At 58.8% G+C, this 20,333-nt stretch carries 20 protein-coding genes, 1 tRNA gene and 1 pseudogene; 6 read left to right on the forward strand and 16 right to left on the reverse strand.

The features are described from left to right. From rpsL to PHQ58_RS15280, 5 genes and pseudogenes are all read right to left on the reverse strand, one after another. Positions 1-126: pseudogene (gene rpsL / locus PHQ58_RS15260) on the reverse strand (30S ribosomal protein S12); the annotation flags it as partial. 121 nt (positions 127-247) lie between these two features. Continuing rightward, a complete protein-coding gene (locus PHQ58_RS15265; RefSeq protein ID WP_300112332.1) occupies positions 248-1,432 on the reverse strand; it encodes a D-alanyl-D-alanine carboxypeptidase family protein in 1,185 nt (394 codons plus the stop codon). 106 nt (positions 1,433-1,538) lie between these two features. After that, positions 1,539-1,922 (reverse strand): (2Fe-2S) ferredoxin domain-containing protein, encoded by a 384-nt coding sequence (locus tag PHQ58_RS15270; protein ID WP_300112334.1) that lies wholly within the window; start codon positions 1,920-1,922, stop codon positions 1,539-1,541. 10 nt (positions 1,923-1,932) lie between these two features. Next, a complete protein-coding gene (locus tag PHQ58_RS15275) occupies positions 1,933-3,027 on the reverse strand; it encodes a VanZ family protein (RefSeq protein WP_300112336.1) in 1,095 nt (364 codons plus the stop codon). Between the two features lie 13 nt (positions 3,028-3,040). Then, on the reverse strand, positions 3,041-3,469 hold the full coding sequence (locus PHQ58_RS15280; protein ID WP_300112337.1) for a CopD family protein: 429 nt from the start codon (positions 3,467-3,469) through the stop codon (positions 3,041-3,043). Positions 3,470-3,801: 332 nt separating this feature from the next. Between PHQ58_RS15280 and hemB the strand changes: the two genes are divergently transcribed. The 4 genes from hemB to groL all read left to right on the forward strand — a co-directional run bounded on the left by hemB (position 3,802) and on the right by groL (position 8,436). Continuing rightward, positions 3,802-4,815, forward strand: a complete 1,014-nt coding sequence (hemB, locus tag PHQ58_RS15285) for a porphobilinogen synthase (RefSeq protein WP_300112339.1) — start codon at positions 3,802-3,804, stop codon at positions 4,813-4,815. Between the two features lie 71 nt (positions 4,816-4,886). Further along, positions 4,887-6,047, forward strand: coding sequence for a magnesium transporter CorA family protein (locus PHQ58_RS15290; RefSeq protein WP_300112340.1), 1,161 nt, complete (start codon positions 4,887-4,889; stop codon positions 6,045-6,047). A gap of 51 nt (positions 6,048-6,098) precedes the next feature. Beyond that, positions 6,099-6,719, forward strand: a complete 621-nt coding sequence (locus tag PHQ58_RS15295; RefSeq protein WP_300112341.1) for a MarC family protein — start codon at positions 6,099-6,101, stop codon at positions 6,717-6,719. 79 nt (positions 6,720-6,798) lie between these two features. Continuing rightward, entirely contained in the window at positions 6,799-8,436 is a 1,638-nt protein-coding gene (gene groL / locus PHQ58_RS15300; RefSeq protein ID WP_300112343.1) for a chaperonin GroEL, read from the forward strand. On the opposite strand, the gene PHQ58_RS15305 is transcribed toward groL, so the two are convergent. The 3 genes from PHQ58_RS15305 to PHQ58_RS15315 form a co-directional block, all read right to left on the reverse strand. After that, complete coding sequence (locus PHQ58_RS15305; RefSeq protein ID WP_300112344.1) at positions 8,433-10,226, reverse strand: adenosylcobalamin-dependent ribonucleoside-diphosphate reductase; 1,794 nt, start codon at positions 10,224-10,226, stop codon at positions 8,433-8,435. The two genes, groL and PHQ58_RS15305, sit on opposite strands and share 4 nt — an antisense overlap. 41 nt (positions 10,227-10,267) lie before the next feature. After that, entirely contained in the window at positions 10,268-10,777 is a 510-nt protein-coding gene (locus PHQ58_RS15310) for an Hsp20/alpha crystallin family protein (RefSeq protein ID WP_300112346.1), read from the reverse strand. 175 nt (positions 10,778-10,952) lie between these two features. Further along, positions 10,953-11,042: transfer RNA gene (locus PHQ58_RS15315), tRNA-Ser, on the reverse strand. Between the two features lie 102 nt (positions 11,043-11,144). Between PHQ58_RS15315 and PHQ58_RS15320 the strand changes: the two genes are divergently transcribed. Then, positions 11,145-11,528, forward strand: a complete 384-nt coding sequence (locus PHQ58_RS15320; RefSeq protein ID WP_300112348.1) for a PilZ domain-containing protein — start codon at positions 11,145-11,147, stop codon at positions 11,526-11,528. Positions 11,529-11,536: 8 nt separating this feature from the next. Here PHQ58_RS15320 and PHQ58_RS15325 read toward each other — a convergent pair whose 3' ends face one another. From PHQ58_RS15325 to PHQ58_RS15360, 8 genes are all read right to left on the reverse strand, one after another. Further along, positions 11,537-12,754, reverse strand: a complete 1,218-nt coding sequence (locus PHQ58_RS15325; RefSeq protein WP_300112350.1) for a hypothetical protein — start codon at positions 12,752-12,754, stop codon at positions 11,537-11,539. Positions 12,755-12,780: 26 nt separating this feature from the next. After that, positions 12,781-13,524: a hypothetical protein gene (locus PHQ58_RS15330; RefSeq protein ID WP_300112352.1), complete on the reverse strand. Its 744-nt coding sequence runs from the start codon at positions 13,522-13,524 to the stop codon at positions 12,781-12,783. A gap of 51 nt (positions 13,525-13,575) precedes the next feature. Then, complete coding sequence (locus PHQ58_RS15335) at positions 13,576-14,157, reverse strand: hypothetical protein (RefSeq protein WP_300112353.1); 582 nt, start codon at positions 14,155-14,157, stop codon at positions 13,576-13,578. 27 nt (positions 14,158-14,184) lie between these two features. Continuing rightward, the gene (locus PHQ58_RS15340) at positions 14,185-14,460 is read right to left on the reverse strand and encodes a DnaJ domain-containing protein (RefSeq protein ID WP_300112459.1); all 276 of its coding nucleotides are present in this window, start codon (positions 14,458-14,460) and stop codon (positions 14,185-14,187) included. Positions 14,461-14,540: 80 nt separating this feature from the next. Next, the gene (gene hemG, locus PHQ58_RS15345) at positions 14,541-15,077 is read right to left on the reverse strand and encodes a menaquinone-dependent protoporphyrinogen IX dehydrogenase (RefSeq protein ID WP_300112354.1); all 537 of its coding nucleotides are present in this window, start codon (positions 15,075-15,077) and stop codon (positions 14,541-14,543) included. Between the two features lie 20 nt (positions 15,078-15,097). Beyond that, complete coding sequence (gene fusA, locus PHQ58_RS15350; RefSeq protein ID WP_300112355.1) at positions 15,098-17,149, reverse strand: elongation factor G; 2,052 nt, start codon at positions 17,147-17,149, stop codon at positions 15,098-15,100. A gap of 113 nt (positions 17,150-17,262) precedes the next feature. Further along, positions 17,263-18,609, reverse strand: coding sequence for an HD-GYP domain-containing protein (locus PHQ58_RS15355; RefSeq protein WP_300112356.1), 1,347 nt, complete (start codon positions 18,607-18,609; stop codon positions 17,263-17,265). 128 nt (positions 18,610-18,737) lie between these two features. Beyond that, positions 18,738-19,256, reverse strand: a complete 519-nt coding sequence (locus tag PHQ58_RS15360) for a flavin reductase family protein (protein ID WP_300112358.1) — start codon at positions 19,254-19,256, stop codon at positions 18,738-18,740. Between the two features lie 83 nt (positions 19,257-19,339). On the opposite strand from PHQ58_RS15360, the gene PHQ58_RS15365 reads away from it, so the two are divergent. Next, positions 19,340-20,155: a DUF2817 domain-containing protein gene (locus PHQ58_RS15365; protein ID WP_300112360.1), complete on the forward strand. Its 816-nt coding sequence runs from the start codon at positions 19,340-19,342 to the stop codon at positions 20,153-20,155. The last annotated feature ends 178 nt before the right edge of the window (positions 20,156-20,333 follow it).

Raw genomic sequence — 20,333 nt, forward strand, 5'->3', positions numbered from 1 at the left:
CGGGGTTGTGGTGTAAACGCGGGTGCAAACACCGAGTCGTTGTGGATAATTTTCCATCGCAGGGCTCTTGCACTTGACGGTCTCAACCGCACGCCCCTGACGGATTAACTGATTGATGGTTGGCATTGAGCCTCCTAAAAACTAAACGTCCCTAAACGTTTGAAAAACAAAAAACGACGAAAACGTGACTCTCTCCGGAAATTCCGAAAAGCCCATGACTATATCAGGTCAATGACCGATCCACAAATCATTTGATCCAAAGGCGCAGCGCGTCCCATGCGCGACCCAGGATGCCAGCCTGCTCAACCGCTTGCAATGCCACCAGTGGCACCTCTGTCAACACCTGGCCGTTGTGGCTGATTTTGAGTGCGCCCACGGCTTGCCCCTTGGTAAAGGGGGCAACCAAAGGCTCTGGCCGAGCCACTTGCGTGGTGATTTTGGCGCCAGTGCCGACGGGCACAGCCACAACAATGGCGTGGGGTTGCCCGAGCGCCAGGGTAGGCGCCTTGCCTTTCCAGACCGCTGGCGACACCACGGGCTGATTGGCATCAAACAGCTTGACGACCTCAAACGCGGTGTAGCCCCAATTCAGCAGCTTTTGCGACTCATTGGCACGCGCGTTCTCGCTGGTGGTACCCAAAACAATCGACATCAGGCGCCTGGCACCCATCGACTCGGGCGAGCCTGGTACCGCGCCAGTTTTACCCAGTCCCGGCACATCCCGCTTGGCAGTGGCCACCAGGCAGTAGCCGGCGGCATTGGTATGACCTGTTTTTAGACCATCAACACTGGGATCGCGGAAAAGCAACAAATTTCGGTTGCTGTCGTTGGCTGCTGGCGTGCCCTCAAAGCGGTATTTCTTGATGGCGTAATACGCTACGTAGTCTGGAAAGTCTTGCATCAGGCGTGTCGCCAGAATGCTCAGATCACGGGCCGTGGTGGTGTGGCCGGCTTCCGTGAGGCCTTCCGGGTTCTTGTAGCCCGTGGACTTCATCCCCAACAATTTGGCCTGATCATTCATCATTTGCACAAACCGCTCTGCTGAGCCGCCAACACCTTCGGCCAAGGCCATCGTGGCGTCATTGCCACTTTGCACAATCATGCCTTTGATCAGATCTTCCACTGGTACTTTCATCTTGGGGTCGATGAACATGCGCGAGCCCGGCATCTTCCAAGCACGCTCGCTGACCGGAAAGGTTTGCTTGAGGTCGATTTTTTTGCTGCGCAATGCGTCAAACACCAGGTACGCCGTCATCAACTTGGTCAATGAGGCGGGCTCCACTGGCACATCAATGTCTTTTTGCGCGAGGATTTGGTTGGCAGTGACATCCAACAACAGGTACGAGCGCGCGGCTACTTCAGGGGGCAGCGGCACTTGTGCGGCGGCCGACAGACAGGCGGCAGTCGCCAAAAATAAAAGGATTTTTTTCATGAGTGATGCGTCCACCTAAGTCGGCAGACGACGCAAAGAATGCTACTTTATATATAGCTGCTAGCGCTTTATTTATAAGGGCTAGAGCACGAAAAGACGTTTAAAATTACCGACCTAGATGTTCTGGCGTCAGCAAGCGCTGAACCACTTGACCGTTTTTCAGATGCGACTCGACGATTTCATCAATGTCGCCGGCATCCACGTAGCTGTACCACACCGCGTCGGGGTAGACCACTGCCACTGGGCCTGCTGCGCAGCGGTCCAGGCAACCGGCTTTGTTGACCCGAACCTGACCGGGCCCAGCCAGGCCTGCCGCCTTGACCAGAGACTTGCACCGCTCGAACGCCGCCTGCGCATCATGCTGGGCACAGCATGCCTCGCCATTTGGGCGCTCATTCAGGCAAAAAAAGATGTGCCGCTGGAAGTAGCTGGCAGGTGCGGCAGCGGGCGGCCCACTGGCCAAAGGAGAAATAGGTATTGAATCAGTCATGCAAGGGATTTTAGTTTTTTACCTCTCTATCCCAGAGCAAACTCAATACATAAACCAGCGTTGAAAAAGGCCACAGCCAGCCTAGCCACTGTGCCAACCCGTGAAAGCGGATGAATTGCCCCTGTTCCCACGAAAAAAGAGTTTGCTCAAAATACGGGCCCATCGGGGTCTGGTTGATCAGACTCACGTCAATCCCCAGGGCCAGCAAAGCCAAAGCGGCACTGGCCCGGCGCGGCGTCCAGATCAACGCACCGGCCAACAGCACGGCACTGATCAGCGCGGCTTTCACCGGGACACTCAACCACACCCAAGCATGCTGCGGCCCAAAGCTCAAGGCGCTGCTGAGTGCCGTGGTGCCCATGCCCAACACCACCACCCAGCCCAAAAACCAGGCCCGCCTGGCTTTGGTGCGAATGATGCAATAACCGAGCAGGCACGGTATCAACACACCCAAAAACACACATAACCACTCGACGGCGGGCAACATGGGTTGCAACTCAAGGTCGCGTAGCGGCAACCATTCCAAAAACGGGCTGTCAGCAAGTGCGTCGGCCAACGCCACCTCCAGCCGCTCCAGAACCTGCCCCAAACCGAAAGGTACCACCGCCGGAAACAGCAAGGCCAGCGGCCATAAGGCCAACAGCACCAAGCCACCCCGTGCCTCCTCCACGAACCATTGGGCGCGAAAACGGCTCCAGCGCTGCAAAACCCCCAGTCGCTCCAGACTCCAGGCACTGCCGGCGCCCAGCGCAGCTCCGGCAATGTTCAACAACAAATCTAAATTGGAGGGAACCCGGCGGGGCAAATAAACCTGCAGCGTCTCCATGGCCAGCGACAGCAGCGATGCCGTCAGGATCGCCCAACGCAGTGCCAAGCGCTCACGGCCACTGCGCAGGGCACTCAGCGCCAGCAGAAAACCCAAAGGCATGTAGCCCAGCACGTTGGACACCACATCAAAGCCGGTCCAATACTTAGGCAACGGGGCACTCAGGTACCACCAGAAATCGACGCCTTGGTCGCGCCAATAGGTAAACGGGTACAGGCTGGCGTAGACGATCAGCCCGACGTATACCAGTGCCAAGGGCCATGCCGAGGTTTTATGCATCGGCATGCCAACGTCAGAATGGTTTCAGCACCACCAAGCACACAATGATCAGCATCAAAATCACAGGCGCTTCATTGAACCAGCGATACCAGACATGGCTGTGACGTTGCTCACCGCGAACAAACTTCTTCAGCATCACACTGCAGGCATGGTGATAACCAATGACCAGCACCACGCCAAACAACTTGGCATGCATCCAGCCGTTGCCCGGCCCCCAGCCAATGCCATAACCGGCCCAAAGCCAGATGCCCAATGCCAAGGCGGGAATGGCAATGATGGTCATGAAGCGCAGCAGCTTGCGCGCCATCAGCAACAAGCGATCGCGCTCTGCTACAGATCCCGCAGGCACCATGGCCAGGTTGACAAAAATGCGGGGTAAATAAAACAAGCCGGCGAACCAGCTGGCGACGAAAACAATATGAAGTGATTTGATCCAGAGCATGGTGTCAGTTTAGGTGAACCCATCAAAGGATGCACGCAACAAGGGTTCAGCAAACCCATAAGGCCCAAGCAGCCAACCACCAAACCTCAGCCAAAACGTCAAAATAACGGTATTGCGCAAATCTTGAGACAAATTTGGGACAAAAAAACCCCAGCACAAGGGCTGGGGTGGTAAGCCTATTTGCTGTCACACATCAAGGCCCCGCTCAGGGAGGAAAAGCGGGGAGCAGTAAACTGCCCGGGCGTAATTTAACAAATTAATTTCACTTTTACAACCCATTCCAAAAAAATTTGTCATTACGATGACAAATCTCAACTCTACCAAACGCAGTTATGACTAGTTATGCACCTTATCCCATGGGCCGCCCGCGCCGCCTGCGCCGCGACACCTTCACCCGCAACTTGGTGCGCGAACATGCGCTGACGCCCCATGATTTGATCTACCCGGTGTTTGTGGTGGACGGCAAGCAACAGCGCCAAGTTGTGTCATCCATGCCGGGCGTGGAGCGTCTGAGCCTGGACTTGCTGCTGCCGATGGCGCAAGACTGCGTCAAGCTGGGCATTCCGGTGATGGCGCTGTTTCCGGTGATTGACCAATCTCTGAAAACCCCGGACGGCCGCGAAGCCCTGAACCCCGAGGGCTTGGTGCCGCGCGTGGTGCAGGCCCTGAAAAAGGAATTTCCCGAGCTCGGCATCATGTGCGACGTGGCGCTTGACCCGTTCACCAGCCACGGTCAGGACGGCCTGCCCGACCCCGACCCGGCGCAAGACGGCTACATCATGAATGACGTCACCATTGAGGTGCTGGTGAAGCAAGCACTCACCCAAGCCGGTGCTGGCGCCGACATCGTTGCCCCCAGCGACATGATGGACGGGCGCATTGGTGCCATTCGCCAGGCGCTTGAGGCCAACCACTTTGTGCACACCCGCATCATGGCCTACAGCGCCAAATACGCGAGCGCTTTCTACGGCCCGTTCCGTGATGCCGTGGGGTCATCAGGCAACCTGGGAAAAAGCAATAAAAAGGTCTACCAGATGGACCCCGGCAACTCAGACGAAGCCTTGCGTGAAGTGGCGATGGACATTGCTGAAGGCGCGGACATGGTCATGGTCAAGCCTGGCATGCCCTACCTGGACATTGTTCGCCGCGTCAAGGATGAATTCAAGGTGCCGACCTTTGCCTACCAGGTATCGGGCGAATACGCCATGCTCAAAGCCGCTGCACAAAACGGCTGGCTCGACCACGACGCGGTCATGATGGAAAGCCTGCTGGCTTTCAAGCGCGCTGGGGCCGATGGCGTGCTGACCTACTTCGCCCTCGATGCCGCCAGATTACTACAAAAATAGTAGCTACTTGCGCTTATTAATAAAGGTCTAGAGGCCAATTACTCATATAAGTAGAGACGACCCAACCCGTCATGCGAATTTTCTCTATCCAGGGCACCAGCGTCAGTGAAGCAAAGGCTGATGCGCTGCCACAGTCGCTTGACAGCGTTCAACTGCCGGCCCAAGGCTACCTGTGGCTGAGTTGCACCCGCCAGGAGTTCGAGCAGCATCACTTGCCGATTCAAACCACGCTGCAGCGCCTGTGCACGCTGCAACTGGTTGACCTGCACGTGTCAGACTTGCTCAACGTGCAGCTGCCCTCGCGTTATGACTTCACCTCGCAGTACGACCTGCTGGTGTTTCGAAGGCTGGCCACGCGCAGCCTGGACAGCGACGCCTCAACCGCTCAGGGCTTGTCGACCAAACCGCGCGGAGGGCCGCCGATCTTGCGGCGCATTGACACCAGCCCGGTGGGGTTTGTGGTGTTTGACCGCGTGCTGCTGAGCGTGCACCCGCAAGATTGCAGCTTGCGTGACAGCTTTGCCCAGCGTTTGCTGGCATCCGGCAACCACACGGCGCAAGCCACTGTGGACGATACAACAGGCGACAACCGTTCAGCGGGTGCGCGTGGCGTGGCGAGTGACCCCGCTGACCTGATGCTGCGCATCATCAACCACGTGGTGGACGGCTTTTTGGCCCTGCGCCGTGACCTCACGCACCAGCTTGACCATTGGCAAGCCGAGTTGCTCAACCCCAAAACCCGCTTCAGCAATTGGGGCGCCCTGCTGGATGCCCGGCTGGCCTTGCACCAGCTCGATGAAATTTGTGACGACCAACGCAGTGCCATGCAAGACTGGCTGGAAGCCCTGAAAACCTGGCCGGAATCTGGCAGCTTGTCAGACCAGCACGCCCGCGACATGCTGCAAGTGCGCAGCCGTGACGTGTTGGAGCACATTGAGCGCGTGGTGCACCACGTGCGCCGGCTTGAGCAAAATGCAGAAACCGCAGTGCAAATGCACTTCAACGCGCAAAGCCACCGCACCAATGAGATCATGCGCACCCTCACGGTGCTGACCGCCATCTTTTTACCGCTGAACCTGATTGCGGGCATTTTCGGCATGAATTTTGAGTTCATTCCGCTGCTGCACCGCTCCAACGGGTTCTGGCTGGCCATGATGGCCATGCTGTCGATCGCCGCCGGGCTGGTGGCATTTTTCTGGCGTAAGCGTTATCTGGAACGCTCGGCCCACTGATTATTTATATAAAAACAGGCTCTAGCCCAATAAAATAAAGCGTAAGCTGCTATGGATTTTAAACCACTCGTCACCCTACTGGCCATCGTTAACCCCTTGGCGATCGTGCCATTTTTTATCCACTACACGCAAGATTTCTCGCCAGAGCAACTGCGCCGCACGATCTGGATTTCGTCCTTCAGCACCTTTGTGGTCATTGCCACCAGCGCGCTGATGGGCCTGCACATTTTGCAGTTTTTCGGTATTTCACTGGCCAGCTTTCAGGTCGGCGGTGGCATGCTGCTGCTCACCTCTTCCTTGTCCATGCTCAATGCACGACCCGTGGAAAGCAGAACCACTGAAGAAGAAGTGCACGATGCCGCCGCCCGCGCCAGCATTGCCGTGGTGCCCCTGACCATTCCGCTGCTGACCGGACCGGCCACCATGTCCACCGTGGTGATCTATGCAGAAAAGGCCAAGACCTTTCTGCAACTGGGCACGCTGGTTGGCTATGGCGTGGTGGTGGCACTGGCGACTGCAATGTGTTTTTCGTTGGCGCAACCGATTGCCCGCGGGCTGGGCAAAACCGGCATCAACGTCATGACCCGGCTGATGGGTCTGATTTTGGCGGCGTTGGCCGTCGAAGTGATGTCCGACGGACTGGTCAAGCTGTTCCCCATTTTGGGCAAATAGAGCGGGCTTGCGATTTCTCATCTCTGCCGCCGCATGACGTGCCTAGCATGTGCCCCAGTCACACATCAGGGCATGAACCATGGCAGCCAAACAACTCCTGTTCCACGATGCCGCCAGGGCAAAAATTCGCAGCGGGGTGGATGCGCTGGCCGAGGCCGTTAAAGTCACCTTGGGCCCACGCGGGCGCACTGTGATTCTGGAGCGCGAGTTCGGCCCGCCGCAAATCGTGAATTCGGGTGTGCTGGTGGCCAAATCCATCGAACTTGAAGACCGCTTCGAGAACATGGGCGCGCAACTGCTGCGCGAGGTGGCGGCACGCACCAGTGAAATGGCAGGTGACGGCACCACCACGGCCACGGTGCTGGCCCACGGCATGATTCAGGAAGGCCTGCGTTACCTGGCCGGTGGCATGAACCCAATGGACCTCAAGCGCGGCATTGAGCTGGCCATCGACACCGTGGTGGCCGAACTCAAGGCCATGGCCAAACCCTGCGCCACGTCACAAGAGATAGCGCATGTGGCAGCGATCTCGGCCAACAATGACCGCTCCATTGGTGACCTGCTCGCCAGCGCCATCGACAAGGTCGGGCGCGAAGGCGCTATTTCGATCGAAGACGGCTCAGGCCTGGTGAGCGTGCTGGAAGTGGTGGAAGGCATGCAGTTTGACCGGGGCTTTTTGTCGCCCTACTTCATCAACAACGCCGAACGGCAAAGCGCCGTGCTGGAAGACGTGGCCATTTTGATCTGTGAGGGCCGGCTGTCATCCCTGAAAGACCTGCTGCCCTTGCTGGAAGAAATTGTGAAGGAAGGCCGGCCCCTGCTGGTCATCGCCGAAGACATGGACAACGACTCTCTGGCGGCGCTGGTGATCAACACCATGCGTGGCACCTTACGCACCTGCGCCGTCAAGGCACCCGGATTTGGTGACCGCCGCAAAGCCATGGTGCAGGACATTGCGACGTTGACAGGCGGCACGGTGGTGAGCGATGAAGTTGGGCTGACGCTGGGCAAGGTCAAGTTGGCTGACCTGGGGCGAGCTACACGGGCGGAAATCACCAAGGAAGCCACCACGCTGATCGGTGGCGCCGGAAGCGCCCAAGCCATCAAGGACCGGATTGCCACCATCCGCAAGGAGCGCGAATTGGCCACCAGCGACTATGACCGCGAGAAACTTGACGAGCGTGCCGCCAAACTGTCTGGTGGCGTAGCCCTGATCAAGGTCGGCGCCGCCACCGAAACCGAGCTGAAAGAGCGCAAGCTGCGTGTGGAAGATGCCCTGCACGCCACACGTGCGGCCGTGGAAGAAGGCATTGTTCCCGGTGGCGGCGTGGCCTTGTTGCGCGCGCGTCGGGCGCTGCGCAACTTGACCGGCAAAACACTCGACGAAACCTCGGGCATTCAACTGGTGTCGCGTGCCCTTGAGGAGCCGTTGCGGCGCATTGTCAGCAACGCCGGTGACGAGCCTTCGGTGATTCTCAACCGGGTCGATGAATCGCCTGATCTCGCCTTTGGCTTCAACGCGGCCACCCGAACTTATGGCGACCTGCTACAGATGGGCGTGATCGACCCAGCCAAGGTGACCCGATTGGCGCTGCAAAACGCTGCGTCGATTGCCAGCCTGATCCTGACCACCGATTGCATGATTGCCACGGCACCAAAACCATCGTCCGAGGTACCAGCATCAGGCCCGATGACTGGTGCAGCGCCCATGTTTTAACGCTGAAATGCCAATACCGTCTCGCATCCGCGGCGGCCCGCACTGTAAACGGCAAAGCCCTTGAGACCAAGCTCCCAGGCCTGCAGCACGACCAGTTCCAGATCCAGCGGGCCGGCGTCTGGCGGTAAATGCACGGGTTTGGAGATGGCGTTGTCCACGCAGGTCTGCACCTGCGCCATCATTCGCAATTGCGCGTCAGTGCTGGTTTCGTCCCGCGTCATCAGTTGCGCTGGCAAAGCAGCTTTGGCACCGTGCAACTTTCGGTAGTGGCGCACAGCAGCGTCTTCGACCTCAATCGTCACGGTCTGCCCGTCCACACCGCGTACGACACGCGTGGCCTTAACAGCAAAGATGGGTTCAATGCCGCTCGACACATTGTTGGCCAGAAGGCTGATGGCACCGGCAGGCGCCACCGCCAGCAGGTGGCTGTTGCGAATGCCGTGCTGGGCGATGGCATCCTGGAGCTCGTGCGACAGGCCCAGCACAAACGGGCTTGCGCCATATTTGACCTTGTCAAACGCCGGAAAAGCGCCCTTCTCTTTCGCCGTTTCTATGGAGGTGAAGTAGGCCGTGTCGCGGATGGTACTCATAACCTCACGTGTCAGGTCAAGGCTGGCCTGCGACCCATAACGCAGGCCCAGCATGAGCAGCATATCGGCCAGACCGGTCACGCCAAGACCGATTCTTCGGCTGGCATGCACCGCCTTTTCCTGCGCCTTGAGCGCAAACCAGGAGATGTCATGCACATCGTCCAGAAACCGTGTGGCCACGGCGGCCACCGCTTTCAGGCCAGCCCAGTCCACCTTGGGATGTGCGGCAAAAGGATCCTGCACAAACCGGGACAAGTTGATGGAACCCAGGCTGCAACCACCGTACGGGGGCAGCGGCACTTCACCACAGGGGTTGGTGGTGGCGATGCACTCGTCGTACCAAAGGTTGTTGTCACGGTTGATACGGTCAATGAACAGAATGCCAGGCTCGGCGCTGGCAAGCTGTGCCGCCAGCAATTTGTCCCACAAGACACGCGCCGGAATGCGCCGGTGCACCAGGCAAAGCTGGGGCGTGGTGTCGCCAGACCAGACGCGCTCGCACACCTCGCCGCCCACGGGCACCGGGTGTTGGCCCAAGGGGAAAACCAGCGGCCAGGTGCTGCCTTGCTCAACCGCACGCATGAAGTCATCCGTTAACGCCACCGACAGGTTGACATGCGACAACGCACCCGGCACGAGTTTGGATTCGATGAAGGCTTCAATGTCAGGGTGATCGCAGCGCAGCGTGGCCATCATGGCGCCCCGACGCAGGTTGTTCGATGCCAGCACGCTGCTGGCCACCTCCCAGGTGCCCATGAACGACACCGGGCCCGAGGCCACACCAACACTGGCATGCGCCAGCGCGCCCATGGGCCGCAGCGTTGAGAAATCAAGCCCGACACCGCCCCCGGCTTGCAGTGTCAGTATGGTTTCGCGCAGGGCATTGAAAATGCCATTGATCGAATCTTCCAGCGGGCCCATCACAAAGCAGTTGAGCAGCGTGGTGTGCTGTGAGGTACCAGCACCAGCCAGAATGCGGCCACCCGGCAAAAAACGAAAGTCGCTCAAAATCGCCCGAAACCGCTCGCGCCAGTCATCGCGGTGATGTGCCTCGGCACCAGACACGGCCAGCGCCACCCGGTCAAAAATCGCCTCAATCGAGGGTTCTGGCACACGGCCTGGCTCGCACCAGCCATACCGGGTGCGCCAGACATGGTCTGAAATGGCCTCAGAGATGTGCGTGGTTTGCGTGGTAAACATGGTGCGTTGGATGATGTGGATGTCAGGGCAAGTGACCTCACTCATGTCACCGGAATGGACTTCCCCGCTTCGCCGTCTTCCTTGGGCAGACGAACCGTCAACACGCCGTTCTTGAAACTCGCTTCAGCTTTACCAAGGGCCACGTTGCGGGGCAGCGGAATGGCGCGCTCAAAGGCACCATAAGCGCGCTCCATGACGTGGTAGGTGCTGTCCTTGGTTTCACGCTCAAAATGCTTTTCGCCGCTCAGATAGAGCACATTGTCAGCAATCTCGATCTGGCAATCATTCTTATCCAGGCCAGGCAACTCAACCCGCACGATCAGGTCCTTTTCAGTCTCCTCCATCTCCCCGGCAAGCAGGCTCCAGCCCGGAAACCCGGTGAGTTCGGCGCTGCGCTCCTGATCGTCGTCTTTGTGTCGGGTGAAGTGCGTCAAGGCATGGCTGCTGCGATTCAACAATTCACGCCAACCTTCAGAGAGCGACTCCCAGGCGTGGCTGATCTCACTGCCAATGGTTTGACCGGTTTGTTTCAGGGAATTGAGCATGTCCATGATGTTTGTACAAGTAGTTCAACTTGAACCACACTTTATGGCGCGGCTCAAGTTGCATATTGACAATTCTCACGGGGCTGATCAGCGGCCAGCCAAACGACCAGGGTTAAGGCGTGGGTAGATATTTTCAGACAAGAAAAAACCCTAAGCAAATCAATTACTTAGGGTCAAATTCTGGCGGAAGCTGTGAGATTCGAACTCACGGAGGACTCACATCCTCGCCGGTTTTCAAGACCGGTGCCTTAAACCGCTCGGCCAAGCTTCCAAGCGTGAGATTCTAACCCGACGTTGCAGGCCTGCGCTTGGCCGGCCTTATCATTCAAGCATCGGTATTTGATCTTGTGAATGCACACCAAAGGAACCCACCATGAGCACCCCAGCGGCCGAAGGCCATCGTCTTTTTTCACGTGTCCCGTTTTCTGCCCAGGTCTCACTGCAGTTGGCAGATCAGACACTGAAAGTGGATTTGCTCGACATTGCCCTGAAAGGCGCCTTGGTGCGCACGCCAACACCCATGGCGGTGGCCTTGGGCGCCCCGTGTCACCTGGTCTTGCCCCTGACCGATGGCGGCGAATCGATTGAAATGAATGGCAAGGTCGCCCATTTGGAAAACCGCAACATCGGCGTGGCGTGTGACGAGATTGACTTGCAAAGCCTGACACGCCTGCGTCGACTGCTGGAACTGAACACGGGCGACGCTGACCTGATGGACCGTGAGCTTTCCCACCTGTTCACCAAACGCACCGAATAACGCTACAGTCAGCTGACGTTGCACTCCCGGCGCAGCAGTGCCAGCGCATCATTGAGCTTTGGGTCATGGTCACTGAGCAAGGTGCTGCGCGCCTCGCCCACAAAGTCTTGCCAAAGAGCGGCAAAGTCATCCTGATGCTGCTCAGGCGCATGCGCAACGAGGTAATCCGTTGCCGCGCTAGCTTGCAGACCATGTTTGCGGATTTTCCGCACCAACGCTGCCGCTGCTTTTTCTGACAACAAGGTTTTGGGGCTGCTGCCAGCGGCCACGCAAAGGCACAGCGTGAGCACCGTGCCGTCGTCACTGTGGCCTTGGGTGAGCTTGTTCCATGCGGCCGAGCGATTGTGGTCATGCTGGCTGACCTCACTTAACGCATCTTCTATCCAGAAATAGCGCCCCATGAAGGCGGGGGTCTGGTCAAACAGTTTGCGAGGGGGCAGGCGCACATCGAGCAGCTTGGGCCAATCGGCAATCACCGACTGGCGTACCGACTCCACCACCTGCTGGTAGTCTGCAGGCAGGTTCTTCGGCAGCTTCAAGGTGTCCGGCGCTGGCTGTTTCTGGCGCAATACCGTGATCAGTTTTTCAAAAGCCACCCAATCGGGCAACTCTTTACGCCGCATCGCGCCCAACAGCAGCGCGGTACGAATGACGGCTTCGGCATCAGGCTCAGCGTCTTGCAGCTCATCTGCAGAAAGACCCAACTGATCCGCCAACCAGAGTGCCGCCTCTACTGCCTGCACAGCGTGTTGGCGAGCGGCAAACTCGGCTTGATAATCAGCATAACTAGCCAGAGACCAGCGCGCCAGTTGTGGAATGTGCCGGTCGCTGAAACCGCCGCGCTCGTTCATGCCAAAGTGCGTGTTTTGCGGCATGACGATCAGGGCCTTGAGCATGTCTGAGCCCGCTTTGGAGCGTGACAGCAGCGAGTGGTCGCGCAGCAATTCGGCCGCCACGCGCAGATCGCCGCCACTGGCGTCTTCCAAATGCAGGCTGATGAGGTTAACCAGACGGTCACGGGCTTTTTCGAGCTCGGGGCGCAAATACTCGCTACCAAAGTAGCGGGCAATTTGCACCATGCCTTTGGGCGCCTCCTGCGCCATGGCGTCTCGCCTGGCGGCATCAATCAGACCATGCTGCAGGCCATAGATCAGGGCTTTTTCAAAGAACGGTCGCGCGTCGAACAGCGAGACGACGTGAACAGAGGCTGGCGCAGCTTGGGTCATGCGAGGGGCTTGCGGTTCGAGCGATATCAGATCGCAGACTCTTCGTCTGGGTCGATCGCGGCGGGTGTCGCCTTGCCGCGGTCGGTGTCACCGGTTTCGACCTTGTTGTCGTCATCAAGCATGTCGTCTTCATCCAGGCCCAACTCAAAGGCACGGGCTTTGGCGCGCAACACCAGCAGCATTTCAATGAACAGGTCGGGCAACTGGTAGCGCAGCAGCCAGGCCAGTTGCATCCAATCCGAATCTGCCACCTCGTCTTCATCCAGCCGCGCAGAGGCATAGGCGTTGGCGCGCAAGTCGTCTTCAGACAACATGTCGCCATCGTCTTCAACCGTGTCAAAGGTGCCGGTGCGGGCAAAGGCCTCGATGCGGCTCCACTTTTCTTCAAAATAGTCAGCCAGTGCTTCACTGCCTCCTTCCAAGTCGCCAATGGCTTCCAGAAACTCAAGCGGCTTGGCGCCATCCCGAAAAATCACCGAGTTCATCATGCCGCGCAAATGGGCGCGCGTCAGGTCACGGTATTGTTTTTCAATCACCACGGCGCGGGCAAATTGTTCGGGCGTGAGCATCAGATTGATGATGGACGCGCGCGAGTCGTCGTACTCCCGAATGATCGCCAACACGTCTTTGGGTGGCAATTGCTCCAGCACCTCCATCAACGCACCGTCACCCTCACGGTCAGCGAGCTCCACCAAGGCGTGTTCAGCGCCCACAATATCACCCGCCGCGATCAACGACTGGGTTTTTTCAATCAATGCCAAATGCTGCATGTAAGGTGGGCTCCTGTGTCACAAAAAAAGTCTGGGCAAGGCGCTTGCGCGTCATTCCTTGCGGTCAAAGCCTTGGCCTTCCAGCCATTGCCCGCTGGTTTCGTCATGGTCGGTGTCATGGTTGCGCTCGTCGTCCTTGTCGAAATCATGGCCGTGGTCATGGTCACGCCGATTGCCCGTGCGGTGTGCGTCGTCCGCGTGCTCGTCATGGCCTTCATGCGCGCCACCTTCATGGTGATGTGATGACGGTCGCTGGTACATGAATTCAAGCGCCGCGGCCACTGTCATGAACCACTCGCCCTGAGGCTCAGCCAGGAAACCATCGGCCAGCTCTTGTGCCCAGGGCGTGAGTTGCACGGCTTCATGCAGACTGGCCCAGTCGGGGAACTCATCGGATTCAAGGGTGAGCACATGCTCCATCACCGCCGGCAATTCAAAATGAAAGCCGCCGTGGAACACCACCGCCACCATTTCGGGGCTGAGCTCCATCATTTGGCGCAAGAAAACGATTTGCCCACGCTTTTCGAGCAGGCGCTGGCGCAGCACGTTGCGGCCTTCCGAGTCAAAGGTGAGGTCGTCGATCTCCGCCTGATAAGAGGTGCGCAAAGTGCGAAAAAAAGCAGACATGCTCATAGTGTTCTCTTGTGTGGTGGGGGGCATTCAAGCCAAACGATTGAAGTACTCAAGCCAGATGGCACGGGCGGTGTCGATCGGGCTGTCAAGCAGGTTGCGTTGGCGGTTGTCGTCATAAGCCTTGCGTTTGGCGGCATCCGACAGCACATCATAGGCCTCCTGCACCGCCCTGAACCGTGCTGCAGCGTCCAGCGCCGCATTGCGATCCGGGTGGTGAATGGACGCCTGCTGGCGGAATGCTTTTTTGATGTCCGCCAGTGTGGCCGAACTGCGCAGGTTCAATACAGCGTAATGGTCTTTCATACTACTCACAGTCAGTACATGGGGGCGCAGCCGCAAAATGGCAAGCGATTTGATTATCGGTGAAGCAACGCCTGTGCACTTCACGCCTTCAGGGCACACATCTCGCGGCCAAAGGCTTCCACTTTTGCCCAATCGGTGAACTCCACCACGGCTTTTGTGTCAGTCGGGCCGTGGCTCATCCACATGATCAGGCGGATCATGTGGCGATCAAAAAAACCATACCGCGGGTAATCCAGCTTACCGGCAAACACAGCCGCCAGTTGCGGCTTCCAGGCAATGCCTTGCAAAAACTTGCGCGCATACGGGTTGGTCTCAGGCGTGTTTTTGTCGGGCTTGCGGGCCACAACGTTGACACTGAAAAACGCGCTGGGGCGGCTTTCCAGCACCGCTTGGTGCTTGGCAATGAACTGCGCCACCTGCGGCTGATGGTGACCGTAACGGATGCTGGCACCAATCACGATGCGCTCAAAGTTTGCCAGGTTCAGCGCACTGGCCTGCTCAATAGGCACCAGCGTCACCCGCTGGCCCTGTGCCGTCATGAGGAACTTCAACCGCTCACAAATGTGCAGCGTGTGGCCATCGGTGGTGGCATAGATCAGCAGAAGGCGTTCAGCCATGACCACGCTCCCTCAAAAAGTCAGTCATCCAGGTTGGCGGGTTTGAACGCGCTGGCCAGCCGCACCTGGGTCTCAGCGTTAACCTGCGCGTAATGCGAAAACGCCAGACTGTAAGACCCCTGGCCGCCGGTCAGCGACTTCAAACGGCTCTGGTAATCACCCAACTCGGCCAGCGGCATCTGCCCGGTAATAGCCACTGCACCTGCCGGACGGGGTTGTGTGCCGGTGATGTGGCCGCGCTTGGCGGCCAAGTCGCCCGTCAAATCACCAATGGCGGCCTCGGGAGCCACCACTTCAACATTAACCAGCGGCTCCAGCACGATCGGGCTGGCCGCGCGCACCGCATCCAGCGTGGCTTTGCGGGCAGCGGCCACAAAAGCCACCTCTTTGCCGTCGACCGCGTGGGTCTTGCCGTCATACACCGTCACGCGCAGGTCATGCAGCGGGAAACCGGCCACAGCACCCTCGGCCAAGGCTTGGTGCACGCCCTTTTCTACCGCCGCCATGAACACGCCCGGAATCGCGCCGCCCTTGACCACGTCAACAAATTCAAAGCCAGCCCCACGCGCCAGCGGCTCCACACGCAGCATCACCTCGCCAAACTGGCCCGCCCCGCCGCTTTGTTTCTTGTGGCGGCAATGGCCCTCAGCCTTGCCCAAAATAGTCTCAATATAGGCAATTTGGGGGGTGCTGGTGTCAAGCTCCAGCTTGAACTGCTGCTGCATGCGCAGCAACTTGGCGCGCAGGTGCATGTCGCCTAGGCCGCGAATCACCGTCTCATTGGTGCCGGGGTGGCGCTCGACCTTGAAGCACGGGTCTTCAATTTCGAGCTTGTGCAAAATCTCGAACAGGCGCTGCTCGTCACCCTTGCGCTGGGTCTGCACCGCCAGGCCTTGCATGGGCTGCGGCAGCGTCAGGGGTTTGAGGTGAATCTGGTCTTCATCGTGCGAGTCATGCAGCACGCAGTCAAATTCAATTTCGTCGACCTTGGCCACCGCACCAATGTCGCCCGGCACCAGCGCGTCCACCTCCAGATAGTCCTTGCCCTGCAACTGGTAAAGGTGCGCCACCTTGAACGGGCGTTTGCCAGAGCCGACAAACAGCTGCGCGTCTTTGCGCACGGTGCCTTGGTGCACCTTGAAAACGCCCAGTTTGCCGATAAAGGGGTCCATCACCACCTTGAACACATGGGCCAGCACATGCAGACTGGCGTCAGGCTGGGCGACAAACGCTTGCGCCTCTGCCAGGGTGTCACCTTTGTAGAAGGGCGGCGGGTTGCCTTCTGCCGGGTTCGGGGCCAATTTGACCAGCACGTCAATGAGTTGCGGCACACCGGCACCGGTTTTGGCCGACACAAACAGAATTGGAATCAAGTGCCCGGCACGCAGGGCCGCCTCAAATGGCGCATGCAGCTCGGCGGCACTGGGCTCCACACCGTCTTCCAGGTAACGCGCCAGCAGCTGCTCATCTTCTTCAATCAACTGGTCCAACAAGGCCCGGTGCGCCGTGGCCACCGAGGCAAAGTCGCTCTCGCCGTCGTCATGCCCGAGCAGTTCTACCACGCCTTGCCCGTGCGCGGTGGGCAGGTCCAGCAACAGGCACTGCGGGCCAAAGCGGGCGCGAATGTCGTCGACCAAGGCACCGAGGTCGGTGTTGTCGGCGTCAATCTTGTTGATGACAATCATGCGGCACAGGCCACGCTCACCGGCCTGCGCAAACATGCGCTCGGTGTTGAGCTCAATGCCGGTTTGCGCGCTGATCACAATCAGCGCCGTGTCGGCACCCGCCAGCGCGCCCAGCGCTTGCCCGGCAAAGTCGGGGTAGCCGGGGGTGTCGATCAGGTAAATGTGGGTGTCGGCCGTTTGCAAGCTCACCACCGCGCTCTGCAGGGAATGGCCCAGTTGCTTTTCAACTGGGTCAAAGTCGCACACGGTGTTGCCTTTTTCGACCGCGCCGCGGCTGGCAATGGCACCGGTGGCGGCCAGCAGGCTCTCGGCCAGGGTGGTTTTACCCACCGCCCCGTGGCCTACCAAAGCGACGCTGCGGATGTGTTCAGATGCGTTGTTGTTCATGACAATCCCTTGGAATGAAGACAGTGACATCAAGTCTACGTCGACGCCGAACGCAAATATTGACGCATGTCATACATCCGCGCCAAGCGGCAAGCCTTACGTCGGCTCACGCTTCACCCAGGAAACAGCTCCGGGCTTTGGGCAATGATCTGCTTCAGGTGCTCAAAACAGGCAGCGTCAATCGCCGTGCCCACGGTGTCGGCCATGATGGCCAGGGTTTTGTCCACCGGCACGGCGCCACGGTAAGGCCGCTCGGCCGTGATGGCGTCAAAAATGTCGGCCGTGGTGATGATGCGGGTTTCCAGCGTGATGTCGGCCGCCATCAGGCCTTTGGGGTAGCCCTTGCCGTCCAGGCGCTCGTGGTGCGCAGCCGCGACCAGCGCCAGTTCGTCAAAAATGCGCACCCGCCCCAAAATGGCTTCGGTGTAGCTGGCGTGGCGCTGCACGGCTTGCCACTCGGCATCATCAAGCTTGCCGGGTTTGTCCAAAATGCTGTTGCTGACACCCAATTTGCCCACGTCGTGCAAGAGCGCGCCGCGCTTGAGCCAGCGCCGGCGTGCCTCAGGCACGTTCATGGATTCGCCCAGCAAAGCGGTGTACAACCCAACCCGCGCGCTGTGTCCCGCCGTGAAGGGGCTTTTGGCGTCCACCACCTGACCAAAAGCTTCGGCGATGTCGTCGAGGTAGTCCTCGTCCACCATCACCTCATGGCCGCCCGGCTCCAGCGCATACACCGCAGGCTCCAGTTGGGCCGAGCCAAGCATTTCCCAAAACACGGGTGTCTGGCTGACCGCAGCAAACGCATCGACCAGTTCCGGGTCAAACCAGCTACCCCGGCGCGCCAGCACTTCGGCCAGCGCAGTGGCCTCGCCACTGGCGGCGTGGTGCACGTCAATCACCTGGGCCAGCAGGGCAATGCGGGCGTTGATGGGAATGGCGGTACCAGCCAGCTGGTCGGGGCGACCTTGGCCGTTCCAGTGCTCATCGAGCGCATGAACCCCCAGCGCCACGCTTTCCGGAAAGCGCAGCTGGCGGGCAATGTCAGCACCCCGCGTGCAACGCGTCTGGATCAGTTCCTGGGCAATGTTGTCGCCGTTTTTCAGAATGCCGCCAAGCGCTTTCAGCCGTTCCATCAGACCGACCTGAGGTCCGGTGTGGCGCAGCACAAACCGCAGCACCTGCGGCAAGCTGCCGTCGACCCATTTGAAGTCGCGCTTGAAACTTAAATCGTCCCCGACATAGAGTTCGCAAATGCGAGCGGCATTGCTGGAGCACCCCAGGTCTTTGAGCAGCAGCGTGTAGTACAGCGTCCAGAGGTCATCGTTGTCCAAACCGATGCGTTGGCCAATGTGCATGCCAATCCAGCAGCAACGCACGCAGTGACCTTCAGGCTGGCCTTCGGTGATGTCGAGCGCGTGGCTCAAGGCGCCCATGAGTTCGGAGAGTTTCAGGGACTGCACGCTAGGCTCCTGTCTGGCGGGCACATGACTGCACGCGTTGATGCGACTTCGGGCATGGTTCAATATTTATATGGAAAATAAGCCTCTAGCCCTTATAAAACAAGCGTAACCAGCTATAAATAATAGAGCTATAACGGATGTTCTGTGTAGAACTTGCCGCCATGGTAGAGCAGCGGTGCGGCCCCCACGCGGTGCATGCAGTGCTCAACTTCACCGACAAAAATCACGTGGTCACCTTCCACATAACGGCTGCGGTTAAAGCACTCAAACGTGGCCACCGCACCCGCCAGCAGCGGCGCCCCACAGGGGCCTTCGACAAAATCCACATCGGCAAAGCGATCCACCCCGCGGGTAGCAAAACGCTGTGCCAGCAGCTGTTGGTCGGCACCCAGAATGTTGATGGCGTAGTGGCTGCCGGTGCGAAACGCGTCCATGGACGTGGCCGCCTGGGACAGGCTCCACAGCACCAATGGTGGTGTCAGAGACACCGAGTTGAATGAGTTGGCGGTCAGACCAACCAGGGTGCCGTCGCTGGCGCGCGCGGTGACGATGGTCACCCCGGTGGCGAACATGCCAAGGGCGGTGCGAAATTCAGTGGCAGAAAAATGGGGTGGGCGAGCACGCGCGCTGGTGGGGATCAAAGACATAGCAAGAAATTTAACCGATATTGCGCAGGCGCAGGCAACAGCGGGATAAAAGACCAAGGCACACACCCTTCTAAAATTGGCCGATGCGTCATTCGATTTTGTCCATCTTCTTTTTTGCTACATATTTAGCAGCTACTAGCGCCTATGCAAAAAGGGCTTGCGACGAGTTTTATAAAAAACTTCCCAACGTGTCACAAGCTTTTTGCGAGCAGGCCCAACTCAAACCGAGCGGCGCCCGCAGTGTGCAGGGCCGCCCGCTGCTGGTGCGAGACATTCGCCCACAAGCGCCCAAGCTGCGCGTACTGGTAGTGGCTGCCATGCACGGCGACGAGTTTTCCGCCGCATCGGTGGCGCTGCACTGGCTAAATTTGGCGCAGAACTCGCCAGAAGCCACACACTGGCGCTTCATTCCTGTGCTTAACCCGGACGGCTTGCTGCGCCAACCGGCGCGACGCATGAACGCCAACGGCGTGGACTTGAACCGCAACTTCCCTACCCCCAATTGGCAACGCGAGACCAAAAACTACTGGGAAAAACTGACCAGCAAGGACCCGCGCCGCTGGCCCGGAAAAGCGCCACTGAGCGAGCCAGAGTCTAAGTTTTTGTTTGACCAGATGGCCAGCTTCAAACCGGATGTGATCGTCAGCATTCACGCCCCCTACGGCGTGCTGGACTTTGACGGCCCGGTGCTGCCGCCCACCAAGCTGGGCCGCCTGTACCTGGACCAGGTGGGGGTGTTTCCGGGCTCGCTGGGCAATTACGGCGGTGTGCAAAGCGCCATGCCAGTGATCACGGTGGAGTTATCCAGCGCGCTGCGCACCCCCACCGATGCCGAGATGCTCAAAATGTGGCGGGATTTGCGCAGCTGGATGGACCAGACGCAACTGGCACGGCAGTAGCCGGGTAATGCAGAGCGCTTGATTGCCCAAACCATGGCCGGCCAGGCCAGCGTGCTGCTGCGCTGACGGAGACAGAAATGGCATGAGCACCAAGAGAAATGCCAACTTAGGGGTAATCCCTGAGCCTGCATTGCATTTGCTCAAATACAATGCAGGCTTGCAGTTCTTATTTAGCGAT

This window comes from Rhodoferax sp., from assembly GCF_028688795.1.
Taxonomy (GTDB): Bacteria; Pseudomonadota; Gammaproteobacteria; order Burkholderiales; family Burkholderiaceae_C; genus Rhodoferax.

Coding starts and splice junctions, on each gene's coding strand:
- PHQ58_RS15265 (WP_300112332.1), bottom strand. CDS start 1,432: ATGAAAAAAATCCTTTTATTTTTGGCGACTGCCGCCTGTCTGTCGGCC.
- PHQ58_RS15270 (WP_300112334.1), bottom strand. CDS start 1,922: ATGACTGATTCAATACCTATTTCTCCTTTGGCCAGTGGGCCGCCCGCT.
- PHQ58_RS15275 (WP_300112336.1), bottom strand. CDS start 3,027: ATGCATAAAACCTCGGCATGGCCCTTGGCACTGGTATACGTCGGGCTG.
- PHQ58_RS15280 (WP_300112337.1), bottom strand. CDS start 3,469: ATGCTCTGGATCAAATCACTTCATATTGTTTTCGTCGCCAGCTGGTTC.
- hemB (WP_300112339.1), top strand. CDS start 3,802: ATGACTAGTTATGCACCTTATCCCATGGGCCGCCCGCGCCGCCTGCGC.
- PHQ58_RS15290 (WP_300112340.1), top strand. CDS start 4,887: ATGCGAATTTTCTCTATCCAGGGCACCAGCGTCAGTGAAGCAAAGGCT.
- PHQ58_RS15295 (WP_300112341.1), top strand. CDS start 6,099: ATGGATTTTAAACCACTCGTCACCCTACTGGCCATCGTTAACCCCTTG.
- groL (WP_300112343.1), top strand. CDS start 6,799: ATGGCAGCCAAACAACTCCTGTTCCACGATGCCGCCAGGGCAAAAATT.
- PHQ58_RS15305 (WP_300112344.1), bottom strand. CDS start 10,226: ATGTTTACCACGCAAACCACGCACATCTCTGAGGCCATTTCAGACCAT.
- PHQ58_RS15310 (WP_300112346.1), bottom strand. CDS start 10,777: ATGGACATGCTCAATTCCCTGAAACAAACCGGTCAAACCATTGGCAGT.
- PHQ58_RS15320 (WP_300112348.1), top strand. CDS start 11,145: ATGAGCACCCCAGCGGCCGAAGGCCATCGTCTTTTTTCACGTGTCCCG.
- PHQ58_RS15325 (WP_300112350.1), bottom strand. CDS start 12,754: ATGACCCAAGCTGCGCCAGCCTCTGTTCACGTCGTCTCGCTGTTCGAC.
- PHQ58_RS15330 (WP_300112352.1), bottom strand. CDS start 13,524: ATGCAGCATTTGGCATTGATTGAAAAAACCCAGTCGTTGATCGCGGCG.
- PHQ58_RS15335 (WP_300112353.1), bottom strand. CDS start 14,157: ATGAGCATGTCTGCTTTTTTTCGCACTTTGCGCACCTCTTATCAGGCG.
- PHQ58_RS15340 (WP_300112459.1), bottom strand. CDS start 14,460: ATGAAAGACCATTACGCTGTATTGAACCTGCGCAGTTCGGCCACACTG.
- hemG (WP_300112354.1), bottom strand. CDS start 15,077: ATGGCTGAACGCCTTCTGCTGATCTATGCCACCACCGATGGCCACACG.
- fusA (WP_300112355.1), bottom strand. CDS start 17,149: ATGAACAACAACGCATCTGAACACATCCGCAGCGTCGCTTTGGTAGGC.
- PHQ58_RS15360 (WP_300112358.1), bottom strand. CDS start 19,256: ATGTCTTTGATCCCCACCAGCGCGCGTGCTCGCCCACCCCATTTTTCT.
- PHQ58_RS15365 (WP_300112360.1), top strand. CDS start 19,340: ATGCGTCATTCGATTTTGTCCATCTTCTTTTTTGCTACATATTTAGCA.